The following is a 14,678-nucleotide window of genomic DNA, read 5'->3' on the forward strand; positions in this document are numbered from 1 at the left end:
AGAGCAGGCGCAGGTACGACGTCCGAAGTGCGATGGCCGCACGGCCGCCGCCGTGCACGAACTGCTACCCCCACTTCGGGCGCCGTACCCGACTGTCTCGCCCCCTGAACAGCACCGGCCCCCACCGGTGCTGTTCATCAGGGTACGGCCGGGGGCCGGGAGGGGAAGGCAATTTGCAGAACTGGCTGTCCAGCGCGTTTATGGTGAGCCGCATGTTTCGCATTGAGGCAGAAGTCGACAGAGCCCGACGTGATCTGCTCCGAACCCGGCTCCGCGCCGACAACACCGCGGCCTCCCCGGTCCTGCGTGCCCTGCGCGGAACCCCAGGTGAACGCGAACTTCCCCTCCACGTCTGGGCCTTGCACGGCACGGGCGAACTCGCCGGCGGACTGGTCGGCCACACCTGGACGACCTGGCTGCACGTGACCTACCTGTGGGTGGACGAGCGGTGGCGCGGGGCGGGCCTGGGTTCGCGACTGCTTGCACACGCGGAGTCGCTCGCCCGCGAGGAGCGCGGCTGTCTCGACTCCCGCCTGGAGACATGGGACTTCCAGGCACCGGAGTTCTACCGGAGGCAGGGGTACGACGTGGTGTGCGTGATCCCCGACTATCCGCCGGGGATCACCGAGTACACGCTGACGAAGCGGATCGCCTGAGGCTTCGGGCCGCGGACGGTGCGGTGGGGACGCCGCCGGAGCCGTCAGCCCACCCGGCGCGCTCCCGGTGCCGGCACCGCCTCGAAGACGCGGGGCGCGGTGAAGCCGGCCGCGGCGAACGCCGCCTCGACCGCCTTGGTGACGCTCTCCACGTCGGCCTCCTCCGCCAGCACGATCGCCGAGCCGCCGAAGCCGCCGCCGGTCATCCGGGCGCCCAGCGCGCCGGACGCGAGGGCCGTGTCGACGACCAGGTCCAGCTCCGGGCAGGAGATGCGGAAGTCGTCGCGCAGGGAGGCGTGGCCCTCGACGAGGACCGGGCCGATCGCCCGGGTCTCGCCCGACTCCAGCAGCCGTACGACGCGTTCGACGCGCTCGTCCTCCGTCACCACGTGGCGGACCAGGCGCACGATCTCCTCCTCGTCACCGAGGCGGGCCAGCGCCGCGTCCAGCTCCGCGTACGGCACGTCCCGCAGGGCGTCGACGCCGAGCAGGGCCGCCCCCTTCTCGCAGCCCGCGCGGCGCTTGCCGTACTCCCCCTCGCTGTGGGAGTGCTTGACCTGGGTGTCGACGACCAGCAGACGCATTCCCTCGGCCGCCAGGTCGAAGGGGATCTGCCGCTGGGAGAGGTCACGGGTGTCGAGGAACAGCGCGTGGCCGTCCTCGCAGCACGCGGACGCCGTCTGGTCCATGATCCCGGTGGGGGCGCCGACGTAGACGTTCTCGGCGCGCTGGCACAGGCGGGCCAGCTGCCGGCGCTGGAGACCGAGGTCGTACAGGTCGTTGAGCGCCAGGGCGATCACGACCTCCAGGGCCGCCGAGGAGGACAGGCCCGCGCCCGAGGGGACCGTCGAGGAGAGGTGGACGTCGGCGCCGGTGACCGGGTGCCCGGCCTCGCGCAGCGCCCAGACCACACCCGCCGGGTACGCCGTCCAGTTCTTGTCGGACAGCGGCGCGAGGTCGTCCAGGCGCAGTTCGACCGCGTCGCCCCCGACGTCCGCTGAGTGCAGGCGCAGGATGCCGTCGGTCCGCCGGGAAACGGCGGCGACGGCTGTGTGCGGCAGCGCGAAGGGCATCACGAAGCCGTCGTTGTAGTCGGTGTGCTCACCGATGAGGTTGACGCGGCCGGGCGCCGACCAGACACCTTCCGGAGCGGTTCCGTAGAGGTCCGTGAAACCGTCCTGCACCTGCTGCCCCACTACTGCTCCCTTGCTGTGCCGATGTGCCGCGCGAACTCCCACGCGTCCGCGACGATCCCCGCGAGGTCCGCGCGGGACGGGTTCCAGCCCAGCTTCTCGCGGGCCGCCTCGGCCGACGCCACCAGCACCGCCGGGTCGCCGGCGCGCCGCGGGGCCACCACCTCGGGGATCGGGTGGCCGGTGACCTGGCGGACCGTCTCGATGACCTGGCGGACGGAGAAGCCCTCGCCGTTGCCCAGGTTGCAGATCAGGTGCTCGCCCGCGGTGGCGTGCTCGACGGCCAGCAGGTGGGCCTCGGCCAGGTCGGCGACGTGGATGTAGTCGCGGACGCAGGTGCCGTCCGGCGTCGGGTAGTCCTCGCCGAAGACGGAGATCGCCTCCCGCCGCCCCTGCGCGACCTGGAGGATCAGCGGGATCAGGTGCGACTCGGGGTCGTGGCGCTCGCCGAACTCGCCGTACGCGCCCGCCACGTTGAAGTAGCGCAGGGAGACCGCGCCCAGGCCGTGCGCGTGCGCCTCGCTGCTGATCATGAAGTCGACGGCGAGCTTGGAGGCGCCGTAGGGGTTGGTCGGCTTCGTGGGTGCCGTCTCGACGATCGGCACCTCCTCGGGCTCGCCGTAGGTGGCGGCCGTGGAGGAGAAGACCAGCTTGCGCACGCCCGCCTCGCGCATGGCGCCGAGCAGCGCCATGGTGCCGCCGACGTTGTTGTCCCAGTACTTCTCGGGCTTCACGACCGACTCGCCGACCTGGGAGGAGGCGGCGAAGTGCAGGACACCGTCGTAGGAGGGGTCGAGCCACTTGCCGGCGTCGCGGATGTCGCCCTCGACGAAGACGGCACCGGCCGGGACGCCCTCGCGGAAGCCGGTGGAGAGGTTGTCGAGGACGGTGACGTCGTGCCCGGCCTCCAGCAGATGCTGGGCCACCACGCTGCCGACGTAACCCGCGCCACCCGTCACCAGGTACTTCATGAACTCGCTACCTCTCGCAGTCGCTGGGCCGCGGCCTCCGGCCGGATGTCGTTGATGAACACGTTCATGCCGGACTCGGAACCCGCGAGGAACTTCAGCTTGCCGGAGGTGCGGCGGATGGTGAAAAGCTCGAGGTGCAGCGCGAAGTCGTCGCGGTTGACGCCGTCGAACTCCTCCAGCTGACCGAACGGCGCCTGGTGCCAGGCGGCGATGTACGGCGTCGGAGGCTCTCCCTCACCGAAGATCCGGTCGAAGCGCCTCAACAGTTCCAGATAAACCTGGGGAAACTCTGAGCGCGCGTCCTCGTCGAGCCCCAGCAGGTCCGGCACCCGGCGCCTGGGGTACAGGTGGACCTCGTAGGGCCAGTGCGCGGCGTACGGCACGAAGGCCACCCAGTGGTCGGTCTCCAGGACGACCCGCTCGCCGGCCAGCTCGCGCTCCAGGACGGCGTCGAAGAGGTTCTCCCCGCCGGTCGCGTCCTTGTGGGCGGCGACCGAACGCAACATCTGGGCGGTGCGGGGGGTGGTGAAGGGGTACGCGTAGATCTGCCCGTGCGGGTGACCCAGTGTCACACCGATCTCGGCACCGCGGTTCTCGAAGCAGAAGACCTGTTCCACGGAGGGCAGATGAGACAGCTCCGACGTCCGGTCCGTCCACGCGTCCAGGACCAGACGCGCCTGCTCCTGCGTGAGGTCGGCGAAGGACGCGTTGTGGTCGGAGGTGAAGCAGACCACCTCGCAGCGGCCCGAGTCGCCGGCCAGCGAGGGGAAACGGTTCTCGAAGACCACGGCGTCGTACGACGAGTCCGGGATCTCGCTGAGCCGTTCGCCCTGCGAGGGGCACAGCGGGCACTCGTCGGCCGGCGGGTGGTAGGTGCGGCCCTGGCGGTGCGAGGCGATCGCCACCGAGTCGCCGAGCAGCGCGTCCTGGCGCACCTCGGACGTGGTGACGGTCCGGTCCAGCGGGCGGCGGTCCACCGCGTCCCGCACGGTGTCGTCGCGCAGGTCGTAGTAGATCAGCTCGCGACCGTCGGCCAGCCGCGTCGAGGTCTTCTTCACCGCCGGACTCCTTCACTCAAACAGAACTAAACACAAGTAACCATAAGTCGACAGGACAGTCAACATCACAATCAAACAAAGAGCATCAACAAAAGTGTTCAATATCTGAACGCGGAGGCGTAGGTTCCGCTCTGTATCGGTTCACGCAACGAAGCGAGTGCTTATGCAAACCCCCACAGCGGCCACCACCCTGCTGGCCGCCGAGCTGCGACTCCCCACGAACTGGCTCGACTACACGATCCTCGGCATCTACTTCCTCGTGGTCCTGGGCATCGGCTTCGCCGCCCGTAGATCGGTGAAGACCAGCCTCGACTTCTTCCTCTCCGGGCGCTCCCTGCCCGCCTGGATCACCGGCCTGGCCTTCATCTCGGCCAACCTCGCCGCCACCGAGATCCTCGGCATGGCCGCCAACAGCGCGCAGTACGGCGTCTACACCGTGCACTGGTACTGGGTCGGCGCCATCCCCGCCATGGTCTTCCTCGGCCTGGTGATGATGCCCTTCTACTACTCCTCGAAGGTCCGCTCGGTCCCCGAGATGCTGCTGCTGCGCTTCGACAAGTGGGCGCACCTGCTGAGCTCGGCGCTCTTCGCCCTCGCCGCGATCCTCATCTCCGGCGTCAACCTGTACGCCCTCGCGATCGTCGTCGAGGCGCTGCTGGGCTGGCCGCAGTGGGTGGCGATCGTGGTCGCCGGCGCGTTCGTGCTGGCGTACATCACCCTCGGCGGGCTGTCCTCCGCGATCTACAACGAGGTCCTTCAGTTCTTCGTGATCCTCGCGGCCCTCATCCCGATCGTGGTGCTGGGGCTGAAGAAGGCCGGCGGCTGGGACGGCCTGACGGACAAGCTCACCTCCCAGCACGGCGCCGACTTCACCACCGCCTGGGGCGGCACCGGCATCGGCAGCGACAACCCGCTCGGCGCGAACTGGCTGACCATCGTGCTGGGCCTCGGGTTCGTGCTGTCCTTCGGCTACTGGACGACGAACTTCGCCGAGGTCCAGCGCGCCCTGTCGGCGAAGAACCTGAGCGCCGCCCAGCGCACCCCGCTGATCGCCGCGTTCCCGAAGATCTTCATCGTCTTCCTGGTGATGATCCCGGGCCTGACCGCCGCGGCCCTGATCCCCGGCTTCGGCACCCCCGAGTCCGGCTACCAGTACAACGACGCCATCCCCTACCTGATGGAACAGCTGCTGCCCAACGGTGTCCTGGGCATCGCGGTGACCGGTCTGCTCGCGGCCTTCATGGCGGGCATGGCGGCCAACGTCTCGTCCTTCAACACGGTGTTCACCAACGACATCTGGGGCCGGTACGTGAAGCAGGGCCGGGAGGACGCGTACTACGTCCGCTTCGGCCGGCTCATCACGGTGATCGGTGTCTGCGCGTCCGTGGGCACGGCGTTCCTCGCCTCCTCCTTCTCCAACATCATGAGCTACCTCCAGACCCTGTTCTCCTTCTTCAACGTGCCGATGTTCGTGGTCTTCGTCGTCGGCATGTTCTGGAAGCGGGCCTCGGCGAAGTCCGGGTTCTGGGGACTGCTCGCGGGCACGGTCGCCGCGATGGTGAACTACTTCTGGATCTACAAGCAGGGCGTCGTCGACATCCCCACCGACCAGGGCGCCAACTTCGTCTCGGCGATCGTCGGCTTCGTCGCGGGCGCGGTGGTGATGGTCGCGGTGTCGCTGTTCACCGCGCCGAAGCCGGCGGCGGAGCTCCAGGGCCTGGTCTACGGCACCCGCTCCCCCGGCATGTCCGAGGCACCGGCCGAGGGCGACGACGCCTGGTACCGCAGGCCGGCCCTGCTGGGCTGGGGCGCCGTGATCCTGGCCGCCGCCTGCTACATCCCGTTCTCGTTCTGACCCGGGAGGATTGAGAGACCATGCCCGAGACTTCCGGACACTCCGAGCGCGACGTCCAGCGGGAGGTCGCCGAACTCCAGTCGAAGTCCGCCACCGCCGCCCGCATCTTCGACCTGCGCCGCATCATCGGCGGCCTGTTCGTCCTCTACGGCGTCATCGTCACGATCGCCGGCATCAACCCCTCCGACGCCACCCTCGACAAGGCCGAGGGCGTCAACATCAACCTCTGGACCGGCCTCGGGATGCTGCTCCTCGGCATCTTCTTCCTGGTCTGGCTGAAGCTGCGGCCGACTCCGCCGCCGGTGCCGGACGCGGGCACCGAGGACAAGCCCGCCGCCGAGTAGGCGCGGGCGGGTACGGGACGGGGTCCGCGGGCCTCCTCAGGCCTCCGGACCCCTCCCCGGCTCCACCATCGAGTGCGCCACCGGCCCGGCCCGGTCAAGCAGTCCCGTGCGGGCCGCCAACGCCGCCGCCTCCAGCCGCGACCCGACTCCCAGCTTCATCAGGACCCGCTGCACATGGGTGCGGGCCGTGGACGGTGCGATACCCATGCCCGCCGCGATGAGCCGGGTGTCCTCCCCGTCGGCGACCCGTACCAGCACCTCCACCTCCCTCGGGGTGAGCAGCTGGAGCAGGCGCTGGCCCTCGTCGTCCGGTTGGGCCGCCGGGTTCAGCAGTTCGCTGAAGGCCTGCTGCAACAGCTGCGGCGCCACCGCCGCCTCGCCCGCCCGGGCCTTCATGATCGCCCGCTCGACGCCCTCGATGCGCTCGTCGTGGCGGACATAGCCGGAGGCACCGGCCGCGAAGGCCGCCGCGATGCCCCGGGGGTTCGGTACCGGGCCCAGGACCAGGACCGCCACCTGCGGACGGTCACGCTTGATCTTCACCACCGGGTCGAAGATGCCCGGCTCGGCCGGTGTCGCCGTGCCCAGCAGGCACACCTCGGGCGCCCGGGTGATCACCAGTTCCGCCGCACCCGCGGCGGGTGCCGCCGCGGCGAGCACCCGGTGCCCCCGCAGCTTCAACGCCGAGGCGAGCGCCTCCGCGAGCAGTCGGTGGTCGTCGACCACCATGAGCCGCACTCCCATCGAGCAACCCCCCAGTCCCCCAATGGATGCCCCACCTCTGGATGCCCACTGGTCCGCACGGTCGGGAGCCCCCTCCCGGCTCCCCCGCTCTTCATGCCCCCGGAAGCTACACGCTTGTTCGACGTTGCGCTCCCCCTAGTGGTGAGAAGTGCCCCTGATCGACGGAATTTCCGGCATCCGAGGTTGATGGGTGGTACGCGCACGGCCCCGTCCCTGAGCAGGGACGGGGCCGTGGTCGTCGGCGGTTCTGCGGCTACTTGGCGCCGAAGGCGATCGCGAGGTATCGCTTCTCGGTCGAGCCGCCGCCGAAATCGCTCGCGTAGACCTTCGACATGAACAACCGGCCGTCGTGGTAGAGGATCTCGGACGAGTCGGGGAGCATGCTGGTCTCCACGTCGCGCACCGTCTTCTCCGACGGCATCTCCAGCAGCTTCGTCTCCTTGAAGGTGCCGCCGTCGATGGTCACGATCTGACCGCCCTTGTCGTACGGCGGCTGCTTGTACGCCAGGAGGTTGCCACCGTCCATCCGCAGCGGGGTGATGGTGTAGCTGTCGCCGGCGTCGGCGCGCTGGCCGGTCTGCTTGCCGGAGGCCAGGTCGAAGGCGACGATCTCGTTGGTCCGGTTGATGTACTCGCCGCCGGTGCCGTCGTGTTCCTCGGTCTGCACGTAGAGCCGGTCGTTGCCGACCACGACCTGGAAGCAGTTCTCGACCTCGTAGATGCCGTCACAGCGGGCCTCGTACTGGTCCGGCGGCAAGGAGATACGGGAGCGCAGCTGACCGGTCTTGTTGTCGATGGCGAAGACGTCCGAGACGCCTCGGGCGCCTTCGACCTCGCCGACCTCGGCGGCCACCACGAGCGGCTCGGTGGAGATGACGCTCGCGTACTCGATGCCCTGCGTCATCTTGTACTCGGAGATCACCTTCCCGGAGGTCGGGTCGATGGTCTGGATGTGCAGCTGGCGCGCGTCGTAGGAGCCGCACTTGCGGACCGCGACCAGCTTCGCGCCACCGGCGTAGCCCGCGTCGTAGCAGGTGTCGGTGGGCTTGGGGGTCCACAGGGACTTGCCGGTGGAGATGTCCCAGGCGGCACCGCCGTTGGTGCTGCCCGAGGCGACCGTGTTCGCGCTGACGTTGACGTTGTCCCAGGTGATCAGCCGGTCACCGGTCTTGGCCGTCTTGGTCCACAGCTTCTTGCCCGCGTCCAGGTCGATCGCCGCGACCTGGCTGCAGCCCGCCGTACGGCTCTTCGTCGGCATCGCCGGCTCGTAGGCGATGGCCGTCAGGTGGTCGTCGGTCATGTGCCGGCTGGCCCGGCACACCGGACCGGGCAACTTGACCGTCCACAGCTTCGTGCCCTTGTCGCGGTCGTAGCCGACGATCTCGGCGATGCCGCTCTTGGCATAGACCTTGTCGGTCAGCCAGGAGCCGTCCACCGTGTAGGTGGTGTCGACCTCGAGCTCGGGCTGCGGGACCTGGAAGAGCACGGAGGCGGCCGTGTTGGCGGGGACCTTCTCCTCACCCTTGCTGGAGGTCCCGCCGGTGCCGCCCTTCTGGTCGCCGCCACCGCCGGTGCCACCGCTGGAGCTCGTGGTGTCCTTCGTGCCGTCGTCGTCGGACGAGGAGGCGTACAGGACGCCGCCGCCGACGATCAGCGCGATCGCCACGACCGCCGCGAGGATGATCGCCAGCTGCGGGTTGAGCTTCCGCCCGCCGGCCGGCTGCCCGGGCTGGGGGTGCAGCGGCACGGTCGGCTGCGGGAACCCGTAGCCGGGCTGCTGACCGTAGGGCTGCTGCTGCGCGTACGGGTTCGGCTGCTGGCCGTACGGCGGCTGCTGCTGGCCGGGGTACCCGTAGCCCGGGCCCGCCGGCGGTGTCTGCGGGGGCGGGGGCGTCTGCGGCGCGCCCTGCGGGGGCGGCGGGGTCTGCGGGTAGCCGTACCCCGGCTGCGGGGCCGGGGGCTGCGGCGGCTGGTCCTGGGGCGGGCCGAAACCTCCCCCGGGCGGGGGCTGGTTGGGCGGCGGGGGCGGCGGCTGGGTCATGACGCGGGTACCTCGTAAGTGGGGACGGCGACGGGAACGGGACGGGGGCGCGGGGCTACTTGCCGTAGGCGAGCATCAACTTCTCCTGCGTGTCGTCGTTGCCGGTCAGCCGGGTGGTCGAGAGGTAGAAGCGCCCGCCGACCCAGTCGATGTCCTTGGAGAAGAAGCCGTCCTCGATGTCGGCGACACCCGCCGGGTTCTGCAACAGCTTGGCCGGCTTGTGGTCCGAGCCGGCCGTCGCGATGGAGACGACCTGGCCGCCCGCGTCGTAGGAGGGCTGGACGTACGCGATGAGCTTGCCGTTCTCGATCTTCATCGGCAGCATCGACTCGTCCGCCGGGGACTTCACGCGCCACTTCTCCTTGCCGTCGGAGAGGTTGACCGCGACGACCTCGTTGGCGCCGGAGGTGGCCTCGGTGGGCAGGTAGAGCGTGTTCGCGTCGGCGACCGCGCCCGTGCAGCCGGTGAGGTCCCGCGAGAGGATCGCCCACCCGCAGACGGGCGCGAAGTCCTCGTCGAAGTCGACCTGGGAGCGGAACTTGCCGCCGGAGGTGAAGGTGGCGATGTTCCAGGCGTTCTTGTCCTCGTTGGTGCTGTAGATCACCAGCGGGTCGAGGGAGTAGGCCCGCGCGACGCGCCAGCCCTTGTCGAACTTCTGGGTCCACCTGGCCTTGCCGGTCGCCGGGTCCAGCTCCTGCACCTCGTCGTGCTCCTTGTCACCGGAGGCGTCGCAGGAGGAGACCGCGATCAGCTTGCTGCCGCCCGCGAAGGCGCTGGGGAAGCAGGCGTTGCCGTACTTCTCCTTGTTCCACAGCTTCTTGCCGCTCTCCACGTCGTAGGCGGTGCCGGACATCGAGCGGCCCACCATCAGCGTCTTGCCGGTGATGGACAGGTCGATCTGGAGGGCGCTGTCGAACAGGTCGCCGTCGGCGACCTCGGCGGTCCAGCCCTTGGCACCGGTGTCGAGGTCGATCTCCTGGAGCTGGTTGCACTTCGCGCGGTCGCTGCTGCCGTTCAGGTAGGCCACGACGATCTTGCCCGCGGCCGTCTTCTGGTCGGTGGCCGCGCAGATCTTCTGGTCGAAGGTGATCGGGTCCCACGCGGGCTTGCCGTCGGCCACGGCGTAGCCGAAGAGCTGCTTGTACGCCGCCTTCACCGCGGTCTTGTCGGTGATCCACATGCCGGGGGCGTCGGCGCCGGAACCGGGCGCGTCGGGCGCGTCCTTGTACCAGAGCACCTTCGACTCGCCCGCCTGGCGGCCCTCGTTGAGGTCCTGCTGCTCCTTGCCGCCGCCACCGTCGCCGTACCCGGGGTTGGCCGGGTCGTCGGAGGCGGACGGCTTGGCGCTGCCGCTCTCCTTGGCGACCGGCTTCTTCGGGTCGTCGTCCCCGCTCGCGACCGCCCACACGGTGCCGCCGACGACCAGCAGGCCGGCCACGGCAGCGGCGATGACGAGGGCGGGCTTGCCCTTGAAGGGGTTGCGCGGACCGGACGGCGGGGTGCCGGGGCCACCGGGGTACTGCGGCGGGGGCGGGTAGCCGTAGCCGGGCTGGCTGTAGGGGCCGGGCTGCTGCGGCTGGCCGTACGGACCGGGCTGGGCGTACGGGCCCGCCGGCGGCTGCTGCGGCTGGCCGTACGGACCCGCCGGTGGCTGCTGCGGCTGGGCGTACGGGCCGGCGGGCGGCTGCTGCGGATAGCCGTAACCGGGCTGCGGCGGGCCCTGCGGCGGCGTCGGCGGCTGCCCCTGCGCGGGCGGCACGGGCGCGCCGAACCCGCCCTGCGGCGGCTGGTCCTGCGGCGCTCCGAAACCGGGCGGCTGGTTGGGCGGCTGAGTCATCAGCGTGCTCCCCCTCGTCACTGATTTTTAGCCACGCCCTGAGGTACGTACGGGCTCAGAGTCGTTCGAAAGTTCTCAGACGGCCCTTTGTATCACCCGGGGCTGACGGAGCAGCGGGCCGATCAGCCCCTGTACCCAAGGGCGGACCGGCCCGTGACGCCTCCGTTATGCGCCTTCACGCACCCTTCACGCGTCCTCGGCGAGTTCCAGCCAGCGCAGCTCCAGCTCCTCGCGCTCACCAGCCAAGTCCCGGAGCGTGGCGTCCAGTTCGGCCACCTTCGCGAAGTCCGTGGCGTTCTCGGCGATCTGGGCGTGCAGCCTGGTCTCCTTCTCGGAGACCTTGTCGAGCTGCCGCTCGATCTTCTGCAGCTCCTTCTTGGCGGCGCGCTGGTCGGCGGAGCTCACCGCCGGCACGGCCTTCTGCACGACGGGCGCCGAGGCGGCCGCGGCTTCCTCCATCGCGTGGCGGCGCTCGATGTACTCGTCGATACCGCGCGGCAGCATCCGCAGGGCGGCGTCGCCGAGGAGGGCGAAGACCCGGTCGGTGGTGCGCTCGACGAAGAAGCGGTCGTGGGAGATGACGATCATCGAGCCGGGCCAGCCGTCGAGGAGGTCCTCCAGCTGGGTGAGGGTCTCGATGTCGAGGTCGTTGGTGGGCTCGTCGAGGAAGAGGACGTTGGGTTCGTCCATCAGCAGGCGCAGCAGCTGGAGCCGGCGCCGCTCACCGCCGGAGAGGTCCCCGACCGGCGTCCACTGCTTCTCCTTGTTGAAGCCGAACGTCTCGCACAGCTGCCCGGCGGTCATCTCGCGGCCCTTGCCGAGGTCGACGCGCTCGCGCACCCGCTGCACGGCCTCCAGCACCCGCAGGTTCGGGTCGAGTTCGGCGACCTCCTGGGAGAGGTAGGCGAGCTTGACCGTCTTGCCGACGGCGACCTTCCCGCCCACGGGCTGCGTCTCGCCCTCGGTCCGCCAGGCCTCGGCCATGGCCCGCAGCAGCGAGGTCTTGCCGGCGCCGTTGACCCCGACGAGGCCGACGCGGTCGCCGGGTCCGAGCTGCCAGGTGATGTGCTTGAGCAGCACCTTGGGGCCGGCCTGGACGGTGACGTCCTTCAGGTCGAACACCGTCCTGCCGAGCCGCGAGGAGGCGAACTTCATCAGCTCGCTGCTGTCGCGCGGCGGCGGGACGTCCTTGATCAGCTCGTTGGCGGCCTCGACCCGGAAGCGCGGCTTGGACGTCCGGGCGGGGGCGCCGCGCCGCAGCCAGGCCAGCTCTTTGCGGACCAGGTTCTGCCGCTTGGTCTCCTCGGTGGCGGCGATCCGCTCGCGCTCGGCGCGGGCGAAGACGTAGTCGGAGTAGCCGCCCTCGTACTCGTAGACGTCGCCCTTCTGCACGTCCCACATGCGCGTGCACACCTGGTCCAGGAACCAGCGGTCGTGGGTGACGCAGACGAGTGCGGAGCGGCGCTCGCGCAGGTGCTGGGCGAGCCAGGAGATGCCCTCGACGTCGAGGTGGTTGGTGGGCTCGTCGAGGACGAGCAGGTCCTGTTCCTCGATGAGGAGCTTGGCGAGCGCGATCCGGCGGCGCTCACCGCCGGAGAGCGGGCCGATGACGGTGTCCAGGCCCTGCGGGAAGCCAGGCATGTCGAGGCCGCCGAAGAGACCGGTCAGCACGTCGCGGATCTTGGAGTTGCCGGCCCACTCGTGGTCGGCCATGTCCCGGATGACCTCGTGGCGGACGGTCGCGGCCGAGTCCAGGGAGTCGTGCTGGGTCAGGACGCCGATCCGGATCCCGCCGGAGTGCGTGACGCGGCCGGTGTCGGCGTCCTCCAGCTTGGCGAGCATCCGGATCAGGGTGGTCTTGCCGTCGCCGTTGCGGCCGACGACACCGATGCGATCGCCCTCGGAGACGCCGAGCGAGACGCCGTCGAGCAGGGCACGGGTGCCGTACACCTTGCTGACGTTCTCGACATTGACCAGGTTGACGGCCATTTCTCTCCTGACAAGGGGGATGCTCGACCCTCCAGGGTAGTCGGGCGCACCGACAGCCCTTCCCACCCGTCGGCCGGGCCGGACCGACGCCGGTCGTCCGCCGCTCGGGGGACGACCGGGGAGGGCGGGGTCGTCAGGTCCCGGCCACCACGGTGGCCCCCGCCGCGGGCGCCGACGCGATGCGTACCGTGCGGCAGGTGCCGGAGGTCCGCAGCGCCTCGGCCACCTTCGCCGCGGACTGCGGATCACGCACCAGGAACGCCGTCGTCGGACCCGACCCCGAGACCAGCCCGGCGAGCGCGCCGCCGGCGCTGCCCGCGGCGAGGGTGTCGGTGAGCTCGGGGAAGAGCGAGAGGGCGGCGGGCTGAAGGTCGTTGGAGACGGCGGCGGCGAGCGCGTCGGGGTCGCCCTTGGCCAGCGCGTCGAGCAGCGTCCGCGAGGCGACCGGTTCGGGGACGACGAGCCCCTCGGTCAGCCGGTCGAACTCCCGGAAGACGGCCGGGGTGGACAGCCCGCGCGCGGCCATCGCGAAGACCCAGTGGAAGGTGCCGCCGACCTCCAGCGGCCGCAGCCGCTCTCCCCGCCCGGTCCCGAGCGCGGCCCCGCCCACCAGGCTGAACGGCACGTCGCTGCCCAACTCGGCGCAGATGTCGAGCAGTTCCGCGCGGGAGGCGTTCGTGCCCCACAGGGTGTCGCAGGCGAGCAGTGCCCCGGCCCCGTCCGCGCTGCCGCCCGCCATGCCGCCGGCGACGGGGATGTCCTTGGCGATGTGGAGGTGCACGGCGGGGCTGCGGCCGTACCGCGCGGCCAGCGCCTCGGCGGCCCGCGCCGCGAGGTTCGTACGGTCGAGCGGCACCTGCGCCGCGTCCGGGCCCTCGCACGTGACGCGCAGTTCGTCGGCGGGGGTGGCGGTCACCTCGTCGTGGAGGCCGACCGCCAGGAAGACGTTGGCCAGGTCGTGGAAGCCGTCGGGGCGGACGGCACCGACCGCGAGCTGGACGTTGACCTTGGCGGGGACGCGGACGGTGACGCTCACGGGCGGCTCTGCTCCTCGGTGTCCGGGACGGGGTTCTCGGTGACGCGGTGCTCGGCGATGCGGGCGAACTCCTCGACGGTGAGGGACTCGCCGCGCGCCTGCGGTGAGACGCCCGCGGCGACGAGCGCGGCCTCGGCGGCGGCCGCGGACCCGGCCCACCCGGCGAGGGCGGCGCGCAGCGTCTTGCGCCGCTGTGCGAACGCGGCGTCGACGACGGCGAAGACCTGACGCCTGGACGCGGTGGTCCTGATCGGCTCGGCGCGCCTGACGAGCGACACCAGCCCGCTGTCGACGTTCGGCGCGGGCCAGAAGACGGTGCGGCCGATGGCGCCGGCCCGCTTGACCTCGGCGTACCAGTTGGCCTTCACCGACGGCACGCCGTACACCCGGGAGCCGGGCCCGGCGGCGAGCCGGTCGGCGACCTCCGCCTGGACCATGACCAGGGTGCGCTCGATGGTCGGGAAGGTCTCGAGCATGTGCAGCAGGACGGGCACGGCGACGTTGTACGGCAGGTTCGCCACCAGCGCGGTGGGCGGCGGACCCGGCAGCTCGCCGACCTGCATCGCGTCGGAGTGCACCAGCGCGAACCGGTCCGCCCGGCCGGGCATCCGCGCCGCGATCGTCGCGGGCAGCGCGGCGGCGAGCACGTCGTCGATCTCGACGGCGATGACCCGGTCGGCGGCCTCGAGCAGCGCGAGGGTGAGGGAGCCGAGCCCCGGACCGACCTCGACGACGACATCGTCGGGGCGCACATCCGCGGTCCGGACGATCCGCCGGACCGTGTTGGCGTCGATCACGAAGTTCTGACCGCGCTGCTTGGTCGGCCGCACACCGAGGACTTCCGCGAGTTCACGGACGTCGGCGGGGCCGAGGAGGGCGTCGGGGGTGGGGCTGCTGCTCACGGCCACAAGGGTACGGGGAGCGGAGCCGGCGGCGGACCGCGCGGCCCCGCGC

12 protein-coding genes are annotated in these 14,678 nt (G+C 70.8%); 3 read left to right on the forward strand and 9 right to left on the reverse strand.

The annotated features are described in order from the left end of the window. Positions 1-200 precede the first annotated feature (200 nt). On the forward strand, positions 201-656 hold the full coding sequence (locus ACZ56U_RS17015) for a GNAT family N-acetyltransferase (protein ID WP_469084786.1): 456 nt from the start codon (positions 201-203) through the stop codon (positions 654-656). Positions 657-700: 44 nt separating this feature from the next. On the opposite strand, the gene galK is transcribed toward ACZ56U_RS17015, so the two are convergent. Genes galK through galT form a run of 3 tightly spaced genes read right to left on the reverse strand, consistent with a single transcriptional unit; the run spans position 701 to position 3,878 of the window. Beyond that, positions 701-1,852: a galactokinase gene (gene galK, locus ACZ56U_RS17020; protein ID WP_469084787.1), complete on the reverse strand. Its 1,152-nt coding sequence runs from the start codon at positions 1,850-1,852 to the stop codon at positions 701-703. Beyond that, the gene (gene galE, locus ACZ56U_RS17025) at positions 1,852-2,820 is read right to left on the reverse strand and encodes a UDP-glucose 4-epimerase GalE (protein WP_469084788.1); all 969 of its coding nucleotides are present in this window, start codon (positions 2,818-2,820) and stop codon (positions 1,852-1,854) included. The genes galK and galE overlap by 1 nt, the downstream gene beginning before the upstream one ends. Beyond that, positions 2,817-3,878: a galactose-1-phosphate uridylyltransferase gene (gene galT, locus ACZ56U_RS17030; RefSeq protein WP_469084789.1), complete on the reverse strand. Its 1,062-nt coding sequence runs from the start codon at positions 3,876-3,878 to the stop codon at positions 2,817-2,819. Before galT ends, galE begins: the two co-directional genes overlap by 4 nt. A gap of 163 nt (positions 3,879-4,041) precedes the next feature. On the opposite strand from galT, the gene ACZ56U_RS17035 reads away from it, so the two are divergent. Beyond that, a complete protein-coding gene (locus tag ACZ56U_RS17035) occupies positions 4,042-5,733 on the forward strand; it encodes a sodium:solute symporter family protein (RefSeq protein WP_469084790.1) in 1,692 nt (563 codons plus the stop codon). A gap of 20 nt (positions 5,734-5,753) precedes the next feature. Then, a complete protein-coding gene (locus tag ACZ56U_RS17040) occupies positions 5,754-6,077 on the forward strand; it encodes a hypothetical protein (RefSeq protein ID WP_469084791.1) in 324 nt (107 codons plus the stop codon). 36 nt (positions 6,078-6,113) lie between these two features. Here ACZ56U_RS17040 and ACZ56U_RS17045 read toward each other — a convergent pair whose 3' ends face one another. The 6 genes from ACZ56U_RS17045 to rsmA all read right to left on the reverse strand — a co-directional run bounded on the left by ACZ56U_RS17045 (position 6,114) and on the right by rsmA (position 14,626). Continuing rightward, positions 6,114-6,821 (reverse strand): helix-turn-helix transcriptional regulator, encoded by a 708-nt coding sequence (locus ACZ56U_RS17045; protein ID WP_469084792.1) that lies wholly within the window; start codon positions 6,819-6,821, stop codon positions 6,114-6,116. Between the two features lie 253 nt (positions 6,822-7,074). Further along, positions 7,075-8,862: an outer membrane protein assembly factor BamB family protein gene (locus ACZ56U_RS17050; protein WP_469084793.1), complete on the reverse strand. Its 1,788-nt coding sequence runs from the start codon at positions 8,860-8,862 to the stop codon at positions 7,075-7,077. Positions 8,863-8,917: 55 nt separating this feature from the next. Further along, entirely contained in the window at positions 8,918-10,699 is a 1,782-nt protein-coding gene (locus ACZ56U_RS17055; protein ID WP_469084794.1) for an outer membrane protein assembly factor BamB family protein, read from the reverse strand. Between the two features lie 186 nt (positions 10,700-10,885). Next, positions 10,886-12,688: an ABC-F family ATP-binding cassette domain-containing protein gene (locus tag ACZ56U_RS17060; protein ID WP_469084795.1), complete on the reverse strand. Its 1,803-nt coding sequence runs from the start codon at positions 12,686-12,688 to the stop codon at positions 10,886-10,888. A 133-nt stretch (positions 12,689-12,821) separates the two neighbouring features. Continuing rightward, the gene (locus tag ACZ56U_RS17065; protein ID WP_469084796.1) at positions 12,822-13,724 is read right to left on the reverse strand and encodes a 4-(cytidine 5'-diphospho)-2-C-methyl-D-erythritol kinase; all 903 of its coding nucleotides are present in this window, start codon (positions 13,722-13,724) and stop codon (positions 12,822-12,824) included. Continuing rightward, positions 13,721-14,626, reverse strand: a complete 906-nt coding sequence (gene rsmA / locus ACZ56U_RS17070; RefSeq protein WP_469084797.1) for a 16S rRNA (adenine(1518)-N(6)/adenine(1519)-N(6))-dimethyltransferase RsmA — start codon at positions 14,624-14,626, stop codon at positions 13,721-13,723. The genes ACZ56U_RS17065 and rsmA overlap by 4 nt, the downstream gene beginning before the upstream one ends. Positions 14,627-14,678: the final 52 nt, after the last annotated feature.

The sequence above is a fragment of the Streptomyces sp. NPDC034103 genome (genome assembly GCF_055575395.1).